The sequence below is a fragment of the Mesorhizobium sp. M0217 genome, assembly GCF_040321955.1.
Lineage (GTDB): Bacteria > Pseudomonadota > Alphaproteobacteria > Rhizobiales > Rhizobiaceae > Mesorhizobium.
Window position 1 is genome coordinate 16,040 of record NZ_JAMYSN010000022.1, and the last position, 18,972, is coordinate 35,011.

General features: G+C 62.6%; 15 protein-coding genes and 1 tRNA gene. 3 read left to right on the forward strand and 13 right to left on the reverse strand.

Translation table 11 applies throughout. The features are described 5' to 3' along the window. From NKJ18_RS25780 to NKJ18_RS25805, 6 genes are all read right to left on the reverse strand, one after another. Positions 1–771, reverse strand: coding sequence for a glutamine amidotransferase (locus NKJ18_RS25780; RefSeq protein ID WP_352459480.1), 771 nt, complete (start codon positions 769–771; stop codon positions 1–3). Between the two features lie 9 nt (positions 772–780). Then, the gene (locus tag NKJ18_RS25785) at positions 781–1,890 is read right to left on the reverse strand and encodes a phosphotriesterase family protein (protein ID WP_352760350.1); all 1,110 of its coding nucleotides are present in this window, start codon (positions 1,888–1,890) and stop codon (positions 781–783) included. Position 1,891: 1 nt separating this feature from the next. Continuing rightward, a complete protein-coding gene (locus NKJ18_RS25790; protein WP_023746257.1) occupies positions 1,892–2,902 on the reverse strand; it encodes an ABC transporter permease in 1,011 nt (336 codons plus the stop codon). After that, positions 2,899–3,699, reverse strand: a complete 801-nt coding sequence (locus NKJ18_RS25795) for an ATP-binding cassette domain-containing protein (RefSeq protein WP_502906178.1) — start codon at positions 3,697–3,699, stop codon at positions 2,899–2,901. The genes NKJ18_RS25790 and NKJ18_RS25795 overlap by 4 nt, the downstream gene beginning before the upstream one ends. 95 nt (positions 3,700–3,794) lie before the next feature. Further along, positions 3,795–4,736, reverse strand: a complete 942-nt coding sequence (locus NKJ18_RS25800) for an ABC transporter substrate-binding protein (RefSeq protein ID WP_023672470.1) — start codon at positions 4,734–4,736, stop codon at positions 3,795–3,797. 140 nt (positions 4,737–4,876) lie between these two features. Beyond that, positions 4,877–5,494: a cupin domain-containing protein gene (locus tag NKJ18_RS25805; protein WP_023672469.1), complete on the reverse strand. Its 618-nt coding sequence runs from the start codon at positions 5,492–5,494 to the stop codon at positions 4,877–4,879. A 177-nt stretch (positions 5,495–5,671) separates the two neighbouring features. Here NKJ18_RS25805 and NKJ18_RS25810 point away from each other — a divergent pair, with 177 nt between their 5' ends. Beyond that, positions 5,672–5,881 carry a hypothetical protein gene (locus NKJ18_RS25810; protein WP_023701801.1) on the forward strand — a complete coding sequence of 70 codons (210 nt, stop codon included), beginning with the start codon at positions 5,672–5,674 and terminating at the stop codon, positions 5,879–5,881. A 154-nt stretch (positions 5,882–6,035) separates the two neighbouring features. On the opposite strand, the gene NKJ18_RS25815 is transcribed toward NKJ18_RS25810, so the two are convergent. The 3 genes from NKJ18_RS25815 to NKJ18_RS25825 all read right to left on the reverse strand — a co-directional run bounded on the left by NKJ18_RS25815 (position 6,036) and on the right by NKJ18_RS25825 (position 7,211). Further along, a complete protein-coding gene (locus NKJ18_RS25815; protein ID WP_352499486.1) occupies positions 6,036–6,260 on the reverse strand; it encodes a hypothetical protein in 225 nt (74 codons plus the stop codon). A 70-nt stretch (positions 6,261–6,330) separates the two neighbouring features. After that, positions 6,331–6,407, reverse strand: a tRNA-His gene (locus NKJ18_RS25820). Positions 6,408–6,752: 345 nt separating this feature from the next. Further along, a complete protein-coding gene (locus NKJ18_RS25825) occupies positions 6,753–7,211 on the reverse strand; it encodes a phasin (RefSeq protein WP_023669330.1) in 459 nt (152 codons plus the stop codon). 323 nt (positions 7,212–7,534) lie between these two features. Here NKJ18_RS25825 and NKJ18_RS25830 point away from each other — a divergent pair, with 323 nt between their 5' ends. Further along, on the forward strand, positions 7,535–11,539 hold the full coding sequence (locus tag NKJ18_RS25830; RefSeq protein WP_352760357.1) for a histidine kinase dimerization/phospho-acceptor domain-containing protein: 4,005 nt from the start codon (positions 7,535–7,537) through the stop codon (positions 11,537–11,539). A gap of 264 nt (positions 11,540–11,803) precedes the next feature. Here the strand turns inward: NKJ18_RS25830 and NKJ18_RS25835 are convergent, their stop codons facing one another. Then, complete coding sequence (locus NKJ18_RS25835; protein ID WP_352760359.1) at positions 11,804–13,768, reverse strand: acetoacetate--CoA ligase; 1,965 nt, start codon at positions 13,766–13,768, stop codon at positions 11,804–11,806. A 361-nt stretch (positions 13,769–14,129) separates the two neighbouring features. On the opposite strand from NKJ18_RS25835, the gene NKJ18_RS25840 reads away from it, so the two are divergent. Beyond that, positions 14,130–15,983, forward strand: a complete 1,854-nt coding sequence (locus tag NKJ18_RS25840) for an AsmA family protein (protein ID WP_023753890.1) — start codon at positions 14,130–14,132, stop codon at positions 15,981–15,983. 42 nt (positions 15,984–16,025) lie between these two features. Here the strand turns inward: NKJ18_RS25840 and NKJ18_RS25845 are convergent, their stop codons facing one another. Genes NKJ18_RS25845 through NKJ18_RS25855 form a run of 3 tightly spaced genes read right to left on the reverse strand, consistent with a single transcriptional unit; the run spans position 16,026 to position 18,955 of the window. Further along, positions 16,026–16,844 (reverse strand): ABC transporter permease, encoded by an 819-nt coding sequence (locus tag NKJ18_RS25845; RefSeq protein ID WP_023669326.1) that lies wholly within the window; start codon positions 16,842–16,844, stop codon positions 16,026–16,028. After that, the gene (locus tag NKJ18_RS25850) at positions 16,841–17,806 is read right to left on the reverse strand and encodes an ABC transporter permease subunit (protein WP_031196135.1); all 966 of its coding nucleotides are present in this window, start codon (positions 17,804–17,806) and stop codon (positions 16,841–16,843) included. The genes NKJ18_RS25845 and NKJ18_RS25850 overlap by 4 nt, the downstream gene beginning before the upstream one ends. A gap of 9 nt (positions 17,807–17,815) precedes the next feature. Further along, positions 17,816–18,955: an ABC transporter ATP-binding protein gene (locus NKJ18_RS25855; RefSeq protein WP_023669324.1), complete on the reverse strand. Its 1,140-nt coding sequence runs from the start codon at positions 18,953–18,955 to the stop codon at positions 17,816–17,818. Positions 18,956–18,972: the final 17 nt, after the last annotated feature.

Here is an 18,972-nt window from a genome sequence, read left to right on the forward strand (position 1 = left end):
CTAATCCCTGGCCGTTGCCCAGCCCAGCATCTGTTCGAACAACGTCTTGTAGCCATTCCAGGCGATGAAGCCCGGCGGCAGCCAGTGCGGGCCGACATCCGACGTCCAGGCGACGGTGCGGCCCTGGCCATATTTGCCGGTCACCAGCAGCGGCAGCGAACGGTAGTCGGAAGAGACGGTGGCGAGAACTTCCGCGCCGTCCTTGACCGTGACCTCGTTGAAGCCAAGCAGGATTGGCCAATCCTTGCCGAGGCCCTTGAGGATCGGATGGGTCTGCGGGCCGACGACGACCGGCGCATAGCCTTCTGGAACCTCGACACGGTCGTCCACCGGCAGGCAGATGACCGGCAAAACGTCCTCAACCGGCGTCTTGTGATAGCGCGCGCCACCATTGATGCCCTGGAAGCTGTAATACCCGCCGAACATCAGCAGGCCGCCGCCATTGCCGACATAGTCGCGCAACAGGCGCAGCCGGTTCGGCGTCGGTTTGGAGTGGATCCAGGTATCGGGGTGAAGCAGCAGCGTGTTGGCTCCAAGATCGGAGAGCACGACCGCGTCATAGGCCGAAAGCGCTTCCATGGTCTGCGGGAAATTCCGCTGTGCCTCATGCGCCGGCATGAAGGTGACGTCGAACAGGCTGTCCTTCAGCGCGGCCAGCAACTCATCGGCACCGGTGTGATAGGTCACGGTGGGAAACTGATCGAAGCCTTTGATGTGGGTCGCGGTCGAGACCCAGGACTCGCCTGCGAGAAGAACCTTCCTCCTGGACATGTAGTCTCCCTATCTTGTTTTGGAGCCGCGGCTGAGGCCCTCGGCGAACACAGTCTTTGGATTGTCGATGAGCATCGTGTCGATTGCCGACTGCTCGACACCATGGCGCTTCAGTCTCGGCACGAAATGCTTGAGGATGAAGCCGTAGCCGAAACCGCCGAAGCGGGTCAGCATGATCTTGAGAAAGACGTCCTGCGACAGCAGAATCCTGTCGAGCAGTCCCATGTCGATCAGCGAGCGGATCGCCTGCGCATTCTGCTCGTCGGACGGCGATTGCGCGTTCTGGTCGGCATAGTAGAAATCCATGCCGATCATGTCGTATTCCAGGAAGGCGCCACGCGCGGCGAGGCTTTGCTGGTAGGCAAGATCGTTGTGGCTGGGGTTCATGTGGCAAAGCACCGTATGCCGGAGATCGGCGCCTTCTGCCTCGACCACGTCAAGCACATCATGCGCCAGCCGCTCCCAGCCGGGCAGATGAATCGTCAGCGGCACGCCGGTCATCTTGGCCGCACGGGCGGAGGCCCGCAACGACTTGCGCTCCTCGTCGGTAAAATCCTTGCTGACGCCAACCTCACCGATAATGCCGGCAATGATTTCGGGCTGCGCCGACCCGCCGCCGACATCATTGACGAGGAATTCGGTGACGTCGTCAACGTCCATCGCTTTCAGCCAGACGGGATGGGTGTGCTGCAGGTAGAAGCCCGTCCCCATGACGATCCGCAATCCAGAGGCGCGGGCGATGCGCGCCAGCTTCACCGGATCGCGGCCAATGCCAATGTTGGTCGCATCCACCACGGTATGGCCGCCGAGCGCCCGGTATTTCGCCAACTCCGAAAGGGCTAGGTCGCTGTCGTCGAGCGAGACGTTGTCGCGGTTCATGTAGGGGTTCATCCGCAGTTCGCCGATGATCTCCATGCTGACCGGCTGCTGGGCGATCTGCTTCTCGTCGGGATGGCAGGGACATTTCCACGATGTCGCGCCATCGAGCAGGATGTGTTCATGCATCAGCGTCACGCCCATATCGGCGATCGCAACCGGGCCAGTAACGGTCATCACCGTGCCGGAGCGAACACCGATCGGTGCCCGTTCCCTTGGCTTGTCGTCGAACAGATGATCCATGTCAGCGGCTCCGCGTTGCGCCCTTGAACAGCCGGAAATTCAGCCAGATGGCAACGAGGATGATTGTGCCGGTAACGATCGGCGTCAGGAAGGGCGACATATGCGCAAGGATCAAGCCGTTGCCGATGACCGCGACGGTCAACGCGCCGAGCACAGTGCCGATGATCGTACCGCGCCCGCCGAACAGACTGGTGCCGCCAAGCACCACGGCGGCGATGACATCGAGCTCGAAACCCTGGCCGGCATTCGACGAGCCGGAACCGAGCCGGGCGGCGAGGATGATGCCGGCCACCGCCGCCGCCATGCCCGACAGGATGTAGACGAAGAGCGTCATGAAGCGCGTATCGACACCGGCTCGGCGCACGGCCTCTGTATTGGCGCCGATGCCGGTGACATAGCGGCCGAACGGCGTCTGGTTGAAGGCGAGATAGGCAATGATCAGCACGACAAGGGCGAGCAGCGCCGGTACCGGCACGCCGAGAAACCAGGCCCTGCCGATGTTGACGAAGAAGCTGGTCGGTTCGACCGGGATCGAATAGCCGCCGGTAATCAGCAACGCCACGCCGCGGATGACGGAGAGCCCGGCAAGGGTGACGATGAAGGGCGGTATCCGCTCGTAGGCGATGAAGAAGCCGTGCAAGGCGCCGATCGCAGCACCAAGCGCCAGCATGGCGATGACGACCAGCGGCCATGGCAGGTCGGCCTGCAGGAAAACCGCCGACAGCGTTGCCGTCAGCGCCAGCACGGAGCCGACCGAGAGGTCGATGCCGCCGGTGGTGATGACGAAGGTCATCGCGGCCGCAACGATCAGCAGCGGCGCCGACTGGCGCGCGATGTTGAGCAGATTGGGCGTCGTCAGGAAGGAACCGGTGATCAGCGAGAAGACCACGCAGACGACGATGAAGAACAGCGCAATCGAGACGACGCTGCCATTGGCTAACGCCACATCCTTCCACGTGCTGTTGTGAGCGCGTTTGGGCGAGGCGCCAACACCGGCGGAGGTAACGTTCATGGTTGGACCCCCTCATCGCGGCTTGCGCGGGCCGAGCGCGCGGTGAATTTGCGGCCGACGATCAGGTTGACGACCTCCTCGATGCTGGTCTCGCCGATCTTGCGCTCGGCGACATTGCGGCCTTCGTACATGACCTGGATACGATCGCAGACCAGGAACAGATCCTGCAGGCGATGGGTGATGAGGATGACGCTGACACCACGGGCGCTGACGGCGCGGATGAGTTCCAGAACCGCCTCGACTTCCGCCACCGCAAGGGCGGCCGTCGGCTCGTCCATGATCAGCACCGACGGATCGAAGGAAGCGGCGCGGCCGATGGCGATCGACTGGCGCTGGCCACCGGAGAGGTTTTCGACCTTGAGCCTGGTATCGGCAATGACGATGCCGAGCCGGTCGAGCATCTGGCGCGTCTCGCCATGCATGCGCTTGTTGTCGAGAAAGGGGACGCCGAGAACGCGGCGACGCGGCTCGCGGCCGAGGAAGAGATTGCCCGCCACATCCACCGTGTCGCAGAGCGAAAGGTCCTGGTAGACCATCTCCACCCGCGCGGCGCGGGCATCGGCCGGCGACGAGAAAGACACCGCCTTGCCATTGATCTCGATGGTGCCGGCATCAGGAATTACCGCACCGGACAGGACCTTGCTCAAGGTGGATTTGCCGGCGCCATTGTCGCCGACCAGGCCGAGCACTTCGCCAGGCTTCAGGTTCAGCGAGACATCGTCCAGCGTCTGGATAGGGCCGTACCGTTTGGAAATACCGGTCATCCTGACGCGGTAGGTCTCGCCATCGCTCATCATGGTTCCAATTCTCTGGGCGCGACATGTTCAATCGGTCGCCGGGCTGCGCAGGCAACCCTCGGGTCAATGCGCAGCCCAGCGGTCCGGGGAGGATACTACTTGAACATGTCCTTGAACTGGCCGACATTTTCCTTGGTCACGATGGTGATCGGAACGTTGATGATCGGGTCGATCTTCTCGCCCTTCTTGAGCTTGACGAAAGCTTCGATGGCAGCCTTGCCTTCACCGGCCGGATCCTGCTGGACGACAGCGACCACCCAGCCCTCTTCGAGACCCTGCACCGCCGACTTGGTCAGGTCCCAGCCGAACACCTTGACGTCGCCCGTACGGGCCTGGCTGGAGACGGCGGAAACCGCGCCGAGCAGAGCCGGCTCGCCGGTCGCGTAAAGCGTCGTCATGTCAGGATTGGCGGTCATCAGGTTTTCGGAGGCGGACAGGGCGACGTCCTGGACGTTCTGGCCGTCGACCGTGTCGAGGAAGGTGACCTTCTGGCCGCTGTCGGTGACAGCCTTCTTGAAGCCGTCGAGGCGCTGGTTCTGGATAAACGAATTGAGCGCGCCAACGACGCCGATCTTGGCGGTGCCGCTCAGCTTAGTCTTCACGTATTCGGCGTAGGACTTGCCGATATCCTCGCCTGCCTTGGTGTTGTCAACCCCGACGAAGGCGACGTTGTCGCCATTTGGGATCTGCGCGTCAATGGCGATGACCGGAATGCCGGCGGCTTTGGCCGCGGTGATGGCCGGCTTCACACCGTTGACATCGATGGCGACGAGAATGATGCCGTCGACCTTCTGGGTGATGTAGTTCTCGATGGCGTCGTTCTGCGCGCTTGGTACATTGTTGGCGTTGAAGATGACGAGGTCCACGCCGGCAGCCTTTGCGGCAGCCGTTGCGCCGTCATTGATCTGGTTGAAGAACAGGGCCTGCTGGTTGATGGTCACCAGCGCATAGGTCTCGGCCATGGCGGAAGCAGAGCCGAGGGCGAGGGTCATGGCGATGGCTGCGGCGCAGCCTGAAAGGATCTTGGTAAGACGCATACGGTTCCCCTTGGTTTTCTCGAAAAGGCCCTTGATCGGGCTCACCTGGCGCCTGAGCGCAGAGCATATTTCAAGATGCTTGATTTCTTGTCAAGTGACTTGAATTGGCATCAACGAAGACAAATGAGGGGCTCGCCCGATCAGAATGTTGCCGGCGTGTTCACCCAGAAAATGCTGGCGCGTTCGTCGCCGACATTGCGGTACCAGTGCGGCAGTTCGGAATTGAAGACGAAGGAATCGCCGGCCGACAGGCGAAACGTCTTTTCGCCGACCATCAATTCGATCGCACCTTCCAGGAGGTAGCCGACTTCCTCGCCAGCGTGCTGGATCGGGCCGGCGCTCTCACCTCCCGCCTCGATGTGATGGATGTTGCACTGCAGGAGATGGCCGGGCGAATACGGAATGACGCGCTCGAGCGAAATGCCTTCGCCGCGCCGAAGCGGATCGAGCGCGATCAACGGCCGCGATCCAGCCCGAAAGACGATGCCTTCCTCACCATCGGATTCCTCGAACATCCAGCCAATGTTGGTGCCAAGCACCTCGACAAGCCGGTGCAGCATGGGAAGCGAGGGCGAGACCTTGCCGTTCTCGACCTTGGAAAGCAGGCTTTCAGAGCAGTTCGCGGCGGCAGCTAGCGCCTTCAAGGTCAGCCCACGCGTCTGCCGGGAGAGTTTCAACCGTATGCCGAGCCGCAGAAGGCTGGTGGCGGTCGAGCGCTCGTCGCCGCCCTTGCTGTTTTGGGTGTCCATCTTGTTCATTTGGGGACGCGAACATCTCCGCTGGTTGGGCTGACTCGTAAAACTGATCCCAGGCGTTGTCCATCCTGTGAAAAACGGACGATGCATCCAATCGACTCGGCTGGGCTTTCAAAACCATCATCCCCGACCAAACGCTACGACGCCTTCGTGATTCATTGCGGTTGAAAGGAGACCGCGATGGGCAAGCCGCTACCGCTTGAGTTGCGTCAGCGCGTTGTGCGTATGTCGATGAGGGGCATGGTCACCGCGAGGCAGCGCGCCATTTCCGCGTTTCGCCTCGCTTGTGAACAAGACGCACTCTGCCAAGCTCTCGGCGATATCTGCCACCTGTTCGAGCCAGCTGAATGCAGAAACTTCTTCAAGGTTGCCGGATACGAGGCTAATTAATCGTGACACGCTTTAGCTGAGCGTGAGCAAGGACGGAGGCTGGTTCAACCCATCGGGACGGCGGCGACCACCCATCTCCTGAAGCCGCAGATCGGCCGGCTGCCGAACAATCGATCTCTCCAACAGCGTCGAGAACGAGTATCTGTGCCTTAAGCTACTGCAAGCGTTTGGCGTTTCCGCCGCCCAGGCGCAGATCGCTGCTTACCGATGGTGATGTGGCGGGTGCTCCGATCGTGCGCTCGACCCTCTGCAGGATCGTGTCGAGCGGCTCGGCGACCAGAATCTCGGCAAGCGGCCGATAAACGAACCCCAGCGATTCGGCGCGCTTGATCGCTTGGCGGTATCGAGCGCGCGCCCCGTGTGGATTTTCGCCCAGCATCAAAGCGCAACCAGGACGAAGCGTTCGCCAAAGTTTTCCAGTGAATTGAAACACTTATCGGGAAGGTCGGTGGTACCGTTGGCTGGGATCGAACCAGCGACCTCCGGATCCACAATCCGGCGCTCTAACCATCTGAGCTACAACGGCACGTTCGCCTGAGCCAGATCGTGGTGAAAATTCATTCTCCGAGATCCGCTCTGTCGTTCGGCGATGCGTCCAATACGGTCTATCAGAGACTAATTCAAGGCCTTTGATAAGGCAAAGCCGGTCTCCCAACAGACGCCCGTTTCTTCGGCAAAAGAAAAAGGCCGGCGGGAGGAGGTGCCGGCCTTTTCCTGTTACGAGCCAGCGGGAGGAGGTGCTGGCTGGTCACCCCGGAGAGCAGAGGGAGGAGGTTCCACTCGCCGGGTATTCATTTGGACAACTCTATCGCACACCTATTTGTCTGACGAAATGCGACGTTTTGATGCATCGCAGAGTTGTGCGCAATTATTAGGCGGCCTTGATGTCCTTCAGGGCCTTCTCGAAAGCGGTCTTGACCGGCTTGGAGACGTCTTCGGCAGCCTTCGAAGCAACAGCCTGGAAGTCCTTGGCCTGCTCGACGGTGGTCTCGACGCGCTTGCGCAGGAAGGCGGTCTGCAGTTCGACCACTTCCGACAGCGACTTGGCGCCGATGAGGGCCTCGAGATGCGAGAAGCCGGCTTCGGCATTGGCGCGCAGAGCGGCGATGGTCTTGAGCGACAGGTCGCTGGAAACGGTCTTGGCAGTCTCGAAGGTCGATTCCAGGACTTTCTGGGTCTCTTCGGCGCCGGTCTTCAGCTTGGAGTAGGCTTCCTTCGACTGCTCGACGCCCTTTTCGGCGAAAGCGCGGATCTGGTCGGTTGCCTTGGAAGCGTCGAAGCTCGGGAATTCGACGTTTTCGATGGTCTCAGCGGTCTTGGCCTTGGTCATTTTCCATCCTTTCGGGGTAGCGGCTTTGACAAAAAGCCGTCTCGTTCATGTATGATGGCAATATAGCGGTTTTTTTGTGCGATGCAATATCTTTGTTGCAGTGCACCATAAATTTCTTCCCATGCGTCACCCAAGAAGTTATCCAGGGACATTCCGAGAGCTGTTAACCAAGTGGCCAGAGATTCCACCTGCTTCCCGCCATGGCTTGTGGACCTTCGCCGCGCGGGCTTTTATTAACAAAGCGTTAACTGCAAATTGCCCGCCTTGTAGGTTCGCCAAGAGGGGTTCGCCAAGAGGTTTCACCGAAAGGGTCCGCCAAGCGCATGCCTTCCGAGAACTACTCTTTCCTCGATGTCGCCGTGCTTGATGCGGTTCGCCAGCGCTTCGCCGCCGGCGACGCGATCGCGATTCTGTCGGCCGACCTCGAACAGGTGATCTGGGCCAACGGCCCGGGCGCTGCGGTGTTCGGCTATCCCGATATCGAGGCCATCATCGGCGCCTCGGCTCAGCTGCCGCTGATCGCCAGGCGCCAGATCATGGCGACCGCGGGCTTCCCGCAGATCGGCAGCGACCGCGCCATTACGGTACGGCTGGCGACCGGCATCACCAGCCGCGCCGTCGGCTTCCTGGCCAGTGCGGTGACTATGCCGGACGGCGAAAGCGCCATCATGCTGGTGGTGCCGGCAGCGCAGGCCGGCTCGCGCAGTGCTGCCGACATTGCGGCCCGCGCCATCAGCGGCTTTACCGAAGACGGCCATTTCATCGCCTTTGTCGACGCCGCCGGCACTGTCGAGGCGGCTTCCGATGGCTTTGGCGCGCTCGCCATCCGGCCTGAGACGCTGGCCGCGCTTGTCGCCGACGTGGCGAGCCAGGACGACCGCATCGTCAAGCGGCTGGTCCCCGGCGGCGCCACGTCCTATCCGGCCGGCTTCGCGCGCCTGACCGAGTCCAGGCATCTGCTGGTGGTCATCGACGAGGATCAGCTCGGTGAGGAAAATCCTGTCGGCGAGCTGGATGCCGAACCTGCTGCAGCGCAGGTCGACGATGGCCCGGCGCAAGCCGCCGCGGAGAACGCGGTAACGGTGGATGCGGTGGCTGACCACCCCACCGCAAGCGGGAATCAGGGCGCCCCACTCGCGGCCGCGCCTGATGTCGGGGAGACAGGTCCGGCTGCCACCAAGCATGATGCTTCGGCGTCAACCGATACAAAGGCGGACCATCGCGAGCAGACGACCTGCCGCGAGCAGGCGGCGAATGACAGCGCGCCGGCGCAACATGATCATTGGTACTTCCATGCCGGCGAAGAGCCGCAGGCGGGCGAGCCGGACAGCCCGGCGCAGGCCGAGCCGGACTCTGTTTCCCCGGCCGAGAGTGCGCAGTTGGACAGCAGTGCCGCTGCGCCCGCCCTGCCGTCTGACGCAGCCCCACCGGCTGCGCCTCCCGCCAAACGTGAGATCGACCGCTCGGCGCCGCCGCTGCGCTTCGTCTGGCGCACCGACGCCGAGGGCAAGTTCAGCGCGCTGTCGCCGGAATTCGGCGACATTGTCGGCAAAGCCGCCGCCGACGTGATCGGCCGCCGCTTCAAGGACGTCGCGACAATTTTCGGCCTCGACGCCTCGGGCGAGATCGCCGGCCTGCTTGAACGGCGCGACACCTGGTCGGGCCGCTCGGTACTGTGGCCGGTTGCCGGCTCCGACCTGAAGATACCGGTCGATCTGGCAGCACTGCCTGTCTACGGCCGCAGCCGCGCCTTCGAAGGTTTTCGTGGTTTCGGCGTCGCCCGCGCCGGCGATGCGGTGGTCGATCCGGAAGCAATCGGCATGGCGCTGGTGCCCAATGGCGCGCCAGCGGCAGCAGCTGAGCCGGCCCCGGAACAGCCCGTGGCGGAAGCTCCCAAGGCGGCCGATCCGTTCGAGGGCGAAGTGCCGGCACTGACCATCGTGCCGAAGCAGGAACGTCGTTTTGCCGACAAGGTCATCCGGCTGGCCGAGCATCGGCAGCCCGCCAACGACAAGCAGCCGACAAGCGAGAGGGGCCTGTCGACGCTGGAGCGCAGCGCTTTCCGCGAAATCGGCGAGCGGCTGAAGAAGGACAATCCCCCGCCGGAGCAGCCGGAGACTGCCAAGCAGGCCGAACCGGCCAATCCGGATCAGGTAATGCCAGACCAGGCCAAGGCAGATGAGCCCAAGCCGGATCATGTCGAGGCGGACCAGCCTGAAACAGCCGCGCCAGCCCGACAACCCGCCGAGGTCTCGAGTCCGGACGAAGCCGGCCTGGCTGCCGTGGCTGAACCATCGGCAGCCGCACCCGAAAGCGAAACGGCTGAGGCCGAACCGCCGGAAAGCGATGCCGAGGACGAAAAGGACCTGACGCGGCTTGACGGCGAGCAGCCGGACGACGGCCTTGCGGACAGCGAAGCAGGCGAGGCGAAGGCGCCGACAGTGTCGCGCTCCCTGCTCGACTATGCCGATCCCGAACCAGGCTCCGTCACCGAAGACAGTACGGAAGCAACGTCGTCCAACGACGAACTTGCGCCGGCTTCCGAACCGGATGATACGCAAGCCCAAGAGATCGTCGAGGCCGCAGAGCCACAGCCGGTTGTTGCCGAGACGCCGGCCAATGCCGGTGAAGACGACAGCATGACGTCGGCCGACTTCCGCGATGCCGAGGACAATGAGGATTGGGCGCCGTCCGACGAGGCGACCGATTCCGCCGTGGAAGACGGGGACAAGGCCGGCGATGCGGACACAGTGCCGGCAGAACCACAGCGCCTGAAAGTGCCGCCGCTCAAGCTTGAGGGGTTCATGCCTTCGGCATTCTCGGCCGGAGATGAACACAAGGCCCCTGACACGTCGATCCTCGGCAAGCTGCCGGTGCCGCTGCTCATCCATTCGGGCGACGAGCTTCATTACGCCAATGAGGAATTCCTCGGCCTGACCGGCTATGACACGCTTGAGGACCTGAGCGACGCCGGCGGGCTCGACGCGCTGTTTGCCGATCCCTATTCAGAAATGGCCGGCGAAAGCGACCACACACTCAAACTGAAGACGCGCGAGGGCCAGGAATTTCCGATCGAAGCCATTTTGCGTTCGGTGCCGTGGCGCGCCGGCAAGGCGCTGATGCTGGTGGTGCGACGTACCGGCGATAACGAGCCGCCGATGGTTGCGCATCTCGCAGCCGAGGAGCAGACGCAGCCCGATGTCTCCGAACTCAAAGCGCGCATTGCCGAGATGCGCACCATCATCGACACCGCGACCGATGGTGTGGTGTTGATCGGCCGCGACGGCGACATCCGCTCGATCAGCCGGCCGGCCGAGGCGCTGTTCGGCTTCGACAGCGACGACGTCACCGATAAACCGTTCGCCTCGCTGTTTGCCATCGAAAGCCAGCGCGCGGCGCGCGACTATCTGAACGGCCTGTCCGAGCCCGGCGTGGCGAGTGTGATGAACGATGGCCGCGAGGTGATCGGGCGCGAGGCGCAAGGGCGCTTCATCCCGCTGTTCATGACCATCGGCAGGCTGCCCAATGACAGCGGCTTCTGCGCCGTGGTGCGCGACATCACGCAGTGGAAGCGGGCCGAAGAGGATCTGACCCAGGCGCGCGCGGTGGCCGAGCGCGCCTCCTCGCAGAAGACCGATTTCCTCGCCCGCATCAGCCACGAGATCCGCACGCCGCTCAACGCCATTATCGGCTTTTCCGAGCTGATGGTGGACGAGAAGTTCGGCCCGGTAGCCAATGACCGCTACCGCGACTATCTCAGAGACATCAACCGCTCGGGCAACCATGTGCTCGATCTCGTCAATGACCTCCTCGACATTTCGAAGATCGAGGCCGGCCAGCAGGAAATGGACTACGAGGCGGTGTCGCTCAACGATACGCTGGCCGAGACGGTGGCGATGATGCAGCCGCAGGCCAACCGCGAGCGTGTCATCATCCGCTCCAGCTTCGCCTCGCGACTGCCGGAAGTCGTCGCCGACCTCAGAAGCGTGCGCCAGATCGCGCTCAACATCCTGTCCAATGCCATTCGCTATACGCAAGCCGGCGGACAGGTGATCGTGTCGACCGCCTATGAAACCTCCGGCGACGTTGTCATGCGGGTGCGCGATACCGGCATTGGCATGAGCCATGCCGAGATCGAGCAGGCGCTGAAGCCGTTCAAGCAGATCAATGCGCTGAAGCGCGGGCGTGGCGACGGCACCGGTCTCGGCCTGCCGCTGACCAAGGCGATGGTGGAAGCCAACCGCGCCCGCTTCACCATCACCTCGACGCCGGGCGAAGGGACGCTGGTCGAGGTCGCCTTCCCGTCGACGCGGGTGCTGGCCGAATAGGCCGGCGATTTCCGGGCGAGAATCCCGGACAAAGAAAAGGCGTCCAACAGGACGCCTTAAATGGGATTTGCTGTCACAACGGGGGCTTGAGCGAATCTGATCCTCAGGGGACGAGGAACGGGATTTCTCCCTCAAGTTACGTGCGACTATCGACGCCGGGCCTTAACAACTCCTTACCGGCCGTCCAAAAAATTTACGAATGTGTACCACTCATGAAATCTAGGTAAATTCGACCGACATATCTGGTTAACCATCCCGGCCGCGTCACTCAGCCAGCTGCGGCAGGTTCCTGAACAGCTCCAGCGCCTCTGGATTGGCCAACGCTTCCTTGTTCTTGATGGCGCGGCCATGCACCACGTCGCGCACTGCAAGCTCGGTGATCTTGCCCGATTTGGTGCGCGGAATGTCGCTGACGGCGACGATCTTTGCCGGCACGTGGCGCGGGCTGGCGCCGCTGCGGATCTTGGAACGAATGCGCTTTTCCAGATCCTCGTCCAGCGTCACGCCGGCGGCCAGCCGCACGAACAGCACGACGCGGACGTCATTGTCGAAATCCTGACCGATGCACAGCGCCTCAAGGATCTCCGGCATCTGTTCGACCTGATTGTAGATCTCCGCCGTGCCGATGCGCACACCGCCCGGATTGAGCGTCGCGTCGGAACGGCCGTGGATGATCATGCCGCCATGCGCGGTCCATTCGGCGAAGTCGCCGTGGCACCAGACATTGTCGAAGCGCTCGAAATAGGCGGCCTGGTATTTCTTGCCCTCAGGATCGTTCCAGAAGCCGATCGGCATCGACGGGAACGCTTTTGTGCAGACCAGCTCACCCTTTTGCTCGCGGATCGGCTTGCCGTCATCGTCCCATACATCGACAGCAAGGCCGAGGCCGGGACCCTGGATCTCGCCGGTCCAGACCGGTTGCGTCGGTACGCCGAGCACGAAACAGGAGACGATGTCGGTGCCGCCGGAAACCGAGGCCAGATGTACGTCCTTCTTGATGCCGTCAAAGACGAAGCGGAAATCCTCCGGCGACAACGGTGAGCCGGTCGAGGAAATCGCCCGCACACTCGACAGATCATGGCTGCGGATAGGCTTGAGCCCGGCCTTGCGCACGGAATCGATGAATTTGGCCGAGGTGCCGAAAAAGGTCATCTTCTCGGCATCGGCGAAGCTGAACAGCACATTGCCGTCGGGGTGGAAGGGTGAGCCGTCATAGAGCAGCAGCGTGGCGCCCGAGGCCAGGCCCGACACCAGCCAGTTCCACATCATCCAGCCGCAGGTGGTGAAGTAGAAGAAGCGGTCGCCTTCGACGAGCCCGGCATGCAGCCGGTGTTCCTTGACGTGCTGGACCAGCGTGCCGCCGGCCGAATGGACGATGCATTTGGGAATGCCGGTGGTACCTGACGAAAACAGGATGTAGAGCGGATGCGCGAACGGCAGCCGCTCGAACGTGACCGCTTTGGCGGTAAAGGGTGACAGCGCCTCTTCGAGCGCCACGGCCTTGTCGATGATCGCTGCGATATCGCGCGAGGTACCGAGATAGTCGACGATCAGGACCTTGCGGACGGTTTCGAGCTTCGCCGCAACGGCAGCGATCTTGTCGGCTACCTCGATTGCCTTGCCATTGTACCAATAGCCGTCCGGCGCAATGAATATGACCGGCTCGATCTGGCCGAAACGGTCGAGCACGCCCTGCTCGCCGAAATCGGGGGAACAGGACGACCAGACCGCGCCGATGGAGGCGGCCGCCAGCATGGCGGCGACGGTTTCCGGCATGTTGGGCATCATCGCCGCGATGCGGTCGCCCTTTTTCACCTTGAGCGACAGGAAAAGCTGCTGAAAGCGCGAGGTCAGCTGGTGCAGTTCGCTCCACGACAGCCGCCGCTCGATCTTGTCCTCGCCGCGAAAGACGATCGCGTCACCGGAACCGGTCTTCTTCAGCAGGTTCTCGGCGAAGTTCAGTGTCGCATCGGGAAAGAACGATGCGCCGGGCATCTTGTCGCCATCGACGAGCACCGTCCCATCGGTCCCTTTGTCGCCGACAATGCCGCAAAAGTCCCACAGCAGGCTCCAGAAGCCTTCGCGATCCTCGACCGACCAGCGGTGCAGTTCGGCGTAGGAAGCGAAGGATGTGCCGCTTTTGGCCGCTGCTGCCTTCATGAACGCGGTCAGTGGTGCTGCGTCGATCTGGTCTTGCGTCGGGGTCCAGAGCGGTGCTTCGGCAGCCATGATCGATCCTCCTTGAAGCCCGTCGCGTCGCAAGATAGATATGCTTTTGTTTTGATGCACGTCGTTGTCCCGGAACCGCTGCACTCTTCCGGGCGACATGCACTAGCCTCAGCTTTACAGGCGCCGCTGCCCCAAAAACGCCGCGCCTCGTAGCAGGCTGAAGCTGCAGCTTATGCCTACCACCGTGCGGCAGAGCAAGATTTTGTTCCGCTAAACTCGGCCATATGTGCGCAATTGCCATCGCCGGGCCATAAAGACTTGAAATGCCTCAGCCCTAAGTCGTAGTGACGGCTGGAAGGCGTGGTGACGACTGGCGGTTACACCCGTCAGGCGTTATCGGAATGAAAGCAACCGGGGCAATATGCCATCACCTTTGATCCGGCGCGGAATATGGGCGATCGGCGTTGCCGTGCTCGTCATCGCGCTGGTCGTCGCCGCTCTGCCGCTGTTTGCCTCGACCCGGATCGTGCGCGATCGCATCGCCTGGGAAATGAGCGCGTGGAGCGGTTTCAGGGTCACCATCGCCGGTTCGCCGCGCATCGAGGTGTGGCCGAAGTTCCGCGCCATATTGAGCGACGTCACGCTGTCGCAGTGGACCGAGACCGACGCGCCGCCGGTGATCGAGGCCGAACGGGTCGAGGTCGACCTTTCGGCCATGGCGGCGCTGCAGGGCGATGTGGTGTTTTCGACGGCGCGGCTGGTGCGGCCGACGATCCGGGTCCAGCGCGCCGCAAACGGCATATTCCTGCCCGCCATACCAACGGGCGGACGCATCACCCGCTCCATCGACACGGCGCGCGGCGTGGTCAACGCCGATCCGACGAAGCCGGATCTGAGCAAGCTGCCCGCCGATCCGTTCGGCACCGTGGAATTCAGGGACGGCCGCATGGTCGCCTCCGTCGGCGGCAAGGACGTCGAATTGCTGACCAGCCTGTCCGGCCAGGCGAGCTGGGCAGCGATGAACAGCAACGCGACCTTGTCGGCGACCGGAATCTGGCGCGGCGAGAGCGTCACCGTCGATGCCGCCTCGCCCAAGCCGCTGGTGCTGTTTGCCGGCGGCGCCGCACCGGTCACGTTTTCGTTCAAGGCAGCGCCGGCCAGCTTCTCGTTCGACGGCACGGCCAGCATGTCGCAAAACGCCTATTTCGATGGCCAGGCGAAATTCGCCGCGCCCTCGCTGCGGCGCGTGCTGGAATGGTCGCAGGCCGGCATTGCTCCTGGTACGGCGATCGGTTCGGTCTCGATTTCGAGCAAGATCACGGCGACCGCCGGCCGCGTCAAATTCGAAAACACCGCGGTGACGCTCGACAACAACCCGGGAATGGGGGCGCTGGATTTTTCGTTCGGCGACGCCTTGCCGGTGATATCAGGCACACTCGCCTTCGATACGCTCGACCTCAGGTCGCTGTTTTCGGCCTTCACGCCGCTGGCGCCGACCGGCGAGACCGGTCCCGGCGAAATCGACACCAGCTTCGCCGACCGGATCAATCTCGATCTGAGGCTGTCAGCGGCGCATGCCTCGGCCGGCGCAATCCAGCTTGCCGACGTCGCCGCCACGGCGCAGGTGAAGAACGGGCTTGCCGTCTTCGATATCTCCGATGCGTCGGCCTTTGGCGGCAACGTGCAAAGTAGCCTGCGTTTCGACCGCAAACCGGAGGGCTCGCAGGTCGAGATCCGGCTGCTCGCCTCCGACATTGACGGCGCCGCTTTCGGCACCGCGGCCGGAATGACGCGGCTGGTGCCGGCCAGCACCGGCACTGTCTCGGTCATTCTCAAAGGGCCGGGCAAATCCTGGGACTCGATCTTCGAGAACGCGGACGGCTCGGTCTCTGCGACGTTCGGGCCTGGCGCGCTGAGCGGGCTCAATTTGCCGGCATTTCTGAAGCACACGGAACAGGGCGGCTTCTTCGCGCTCGACGACGTCTCGGACGGGACACTGCCGATGGACGGCGCCGAGCTCAAGGCCACCATCTCGAAGGGTGTGGCAAGGCTGGACAAGGCCGAGGCCAATTCGGCGAAATACAAGGTCTGGCTGTCCGGCATCGCCTCTTACGGCGGACGCGGGCTGGCGCTTTCGGGGGGTGTCACCCAGGCCGACCCGGCAGCGGCACCGGTCAATGGCCAGCAGGGATCCAACCAGTCGTCATTCTTCGTCGGCGGCACCTGGAGCACGCCGTTCATCTCGCCGATCAGCCGCGGCGTCTCAGGCGAATAGGCGGTCCCTTACCGGAACCGCCCTATCCCTCGTTTGACGCAATCAACCGCGCTGCGCGGCCTGTTCGTCGAGCTGGCGCTGCACCTCACGCCGCTTGTTGGCGACCGAAGCGATGATGACGCCTACCGCCACGACGGCGATCAGGATGGTGCAGGCGGCGTTGATTTCCGGCGTCACGCCGAGACGCACCTGGCTGTAGATCTTCATCGGCAGCGTGGTGGCGCCAGGCCCGGAGGTGAAGGAGGCGATGACCAGGTCGTCAAGCGACAGGGTGAAGGCCAGCATCCAGCCGGAGACGATGGCCGGCATGATGACCGGCAGCGTGATCTGAAAGAAGGTCTTTACCGGCGTTGCGCCGAGGTCCAAGGCAGCTTCTTCCAGCGAACGATCGAACGACACCAGGCGCGACTGCACGACGACGGCCACGAAGCACATGGTCAAGGTGATGTGAGCAAGCGTCACGGTCAGGAAGCCACGGTCGAGACCGACGGCAACGAACAGCAGCAGCAGCGACAGGCCGGTGATGACTTCCGGCATGACCAGCGGCGCAAACACCATGCCGGAAAACAGGATGCGGCCGCGGAAGCGGGTGTAGCGGGTCAAGGTCAGTGCTGCCAGCGTGCCGAGCACGGTTGCCACAGTGGCGGAGATGACACCCACACGCGCGGTCACCCAGGTGGCGTCCATCAGCCCCTGATTGTGGAACAGCGAGGCATACCATTTGGTCGAGAAGCCGCCCCAGACGGTGACCAGCTTCGACTCGTTGAAGGAGAAGACGATGAGCAGCACGATCGGCAGATAGAGAAAGGCAAAGCCCAGCACGACCGAGGTGACGTTGAAGCGGCTCCAGGTGGCGTTCATTTGTCCTGCTCCTGGGCGCGTGCCTGGGCCTGCTGGAAGAGCATGATCGGCACGATCAGGAGCAGCAGCAGGATGACGGCGACGGCCGACGACACCGGCCAGTCACGGTTGGCGAAGAATTCATTCCACAAGGTCTTGCCGATCATCAGCGTCTGCGAGCCGCCGAGCAGATCGGGAATGACGAACTCGCCAACCGCTGGAATGAACACCAGCAGGCAGCCGGCGATGACCCCGGGCAGCGACAGCGGGAAGGTGATCTTCCAGAAGGCTGATGTCGGCGGGCAGCCGAGATCCTTTGCCGCCTCGATCAGCGAATAATCCATCTTTTCCAGCGAGGAATAGAGCGGCAGCACCATGAATGGCAGGTAGGAATAGACGATGCCGATGAAGATCGCCGTGTAAGTGTTGAGGATGATCAGTGGCTGATTGATGATGTGCAGCGACAAGAGCAGCTGATTGAGCAGACCCTCGGGCTTGAGGATGCCGATCCAGGCATAGACGCGGATCAGGAACGACGTCCAGAACGGCAGGATTACCAGCATCAGCAAGGTCGGACGGATCGTCGCCGGCGCGCGGGCCATGCCGTAGGCGATCGGGAAGCCGACGAGCAAGGTCAGGATCGTCGAGACTGCAGCGATGATAACGCTGGTCACGTAGGCTTTGAAGTAAAGCGCGTCCTGCGTTAGCCAGACATAATTGTCGAAGCTGAGTTCGCGGAAGCGGACAAAGAACCCGGACATGCCGTCCCTGAAATCGAGCGCCGGCGTGTAGGGCGGCATGGCGATCGCCGACTGCGACAGCGAAATCTTGAAGACGATGATGAACGGGATGAAGAAGAAGAACAGCAGCCAGAGATAAGGCACGATGATGACGAGCCGGCTGACGAAGCCGGCGCCGAGCCGTGTCAGAAACGGTTTGGCCGCTGTCGATGGGCCGGTGCCGGTGATGGCGATGTTGGACATGGCCGCCCCCTACCGTGTCAGCACGACGCCGGCATCCGGCCGGAAGGAGACCCAGGCGCGGTCGTTCCAGGTCAGCGGATCATCGGTGACGCGTGCAGCGTTGAGCGCGCTTGCCCTGATGATCTGGCCGTCATCCAGCCTGATGTGGTAGACGGTCATGTCGCCGAGATAGGCGACGTCGTAGACCTCGCCCTCAAGCGCATTGACTGCGTCGGCCGGTTTCTTCGACGACACCTTGATCTTCTCCGGCCTGATGGCGAAGACGATGTCGGAACCGGCCTTTGTATCGGTGCTGTTTTCGACGACGATCTGGGCCCCTGTCGCGCCGGTAATGCGCGTGGTGTTTGCCGCACGCTCGGCGACCTTGCCTTCGAACATGTTCACATTGCCGACGAAGTGGGCAACGAAGCGTGAGCTCGGCGCCTCATAGACTTCCGCCGGCGTCGCCACCTGCATCACCTCGCCCTTGTCGATGATGGCGATGCGGTCGGCCATGGTCATCGCCTCTTCCTGGTCGTGGGTGACGACGACGAAGGTAAGGCCGAGATTTTGCTGCAGGTCCATCAGCTCGAACTGCGTTTCCTCGCGCAGCTTCTTGTCGAGCGCGCCGAGCGGCTCATCGAGCAGCAAGACTTTTGGCCGCTTGGCAACCGAGCGGGCGAGCGCGACGCGCTGGCGCTGGCCGCCCGACAATTGGTGCGGCTTGCGCTTGGCGAACTGCTCTAGCTTCACCAGCTTCAGCATCTCGGCGACGCGCTTTTCGATATCCGGTCCCGGCATGCCTTCCTGCTTGAGGCCGAAGGCAATGTTCTTTTCCACGCTCATATGCGGGAACAGCGCATAGGACTGGAACATCATGTTGACCGGGCGGCGGTAGGGCGGGATGCCGCGCAAATCCTGGCCGTCGAGAAGGATACGGCCGGCGGTGGGCTCCTCGAAGCCGGCAAGCATCCGCAGCAACGTCGACTTTCCGCAGCCCGACGCGCCGAGCAGGGCGAAGAACTCGCGCTCGAAAATGGTCAGCGACAGATTGTTGACGGCGGTGAAGTCACCGAACTTCTTGGTGACATTCTCGAATTGGATATATGGCTTGGCGTTCGGGTCGTTCCATGGCGCGAAATCCCTGCGGATGCTGCCAAGCGATTTCATGTCCCACTCCGTCCTGT

Excerpts from the sequence above, each read along its gene's own strand:
- NKJ18_RS25780 (WP_352459480.1), bottom strand. The coding sequence starts at position 771 with ATGTCCAGGAGGAAGGTTCTTCTCGCAGGCGAGTCCTGGGTCTCGACC.
- NKJ18_RS25785 (WP_352760350.1), bottom strand. The coding sequence starts at position 1,890 with ATGGATCATCTGTTCGACGACAAGCCAAGGGAACGGGCACCGATCGGT.
- NKJ18_RS25790 (WP_023746257.1), bottom strand. The coding sequence starts at position 2,902 with ATGAACGTTACCTCCGCCGGTGTTGGCGCCTCGCCCAAACGCGCTCAC.
- NKJ18_RS25795 (WP_502906178.1), bottom strand. The coding sequence starts at position 3,699 with ATGATGAGCGATGGCGAGACCTACCGCGTCAGGATGACCGGTATTTCC.
- NKJ18_RS25800 (WP_023672470.1), bottom strand. The coding sequence starts at position 4,736 with ATGCGTCTTACCAAGATCCTTTCAGGCTGCGCCGCAGCCATCGCCATG.
- NKJ18_RS25805 (WP_023672469.1), bottom strand. The coding sequence starts at position 5,494 with ATGAACAAGATGGACACCCAAAACAGCAAGGGCGGCGACGAGCGCTCG.
- NKJ18_RS25810 (WP_023701801.1), top strand. The coding sequence starts at position 5,672 with ATGGGCAAGCCGCTACCGCTTGAGTTGCGTCAGCGCGTTGTGCGTATG.
- NKJ18_RS25815 (WP_352499486.1), bottom strand. The coding sequence starts at position 6,260 with ATGCTGGGCGAAAATCCACACGGGGCGCGCGCTCGATACCGCCAAGCG.
- NKJ18_RS25825 (WP_023669330.1), bottom strand. The coding sequence starts at position 7,211 with ATGACCAAGGCCAAGACCGCTGAGACCATCGAAAACGTCGAATTCCCG.
- NKJ18_RS25830 (WP_352760357.1), top strand. The coding sequence starts at position 7,535 with ATGCCTTCCGAGAACTACTCTTTCCTCGATGTCGCCGTGCTTGATGCG.
- NKJ18_RS25835 (WP_352760359.1), bottom strand. The coding sequence starts at position 13,768 with ATGGCTGCCGAAGCACCGCTCTGGACCCCGACGCAAGACCAGATCGAC.
- NKJ18_RS25840 (WP_023753890.1), top strand. The coding sequence starts at position 14,130 with ATGCCATCACCTTTGATCCGGCGCGGAATATGGGCGATCGGCGTTGCC.
- NKJ18_RS25845 (WP_023669326.1), bottom strand. The coding sequence starts at position 16,844 with ATGAACGCCACCTGGAGCCGCTTCAACGTCACCTCGGTCGTGCTGGGC.
- NKJ18_RS25850 (WP_031196135.1), bottom strand. The coding sequence starts at position 17,806 with ATGTCCAACATCGCCATCACCGGCACCGGCCCATCGACAGCGGCCAAA.
- NKJ18_RS25855 (WP_023669324.1), bottom strand. The coding sequence starts at position 18,955 with ATGAAATCGCTTGGCAGCATCCGCAGGGATTTCGCGCCATGGAACGAC.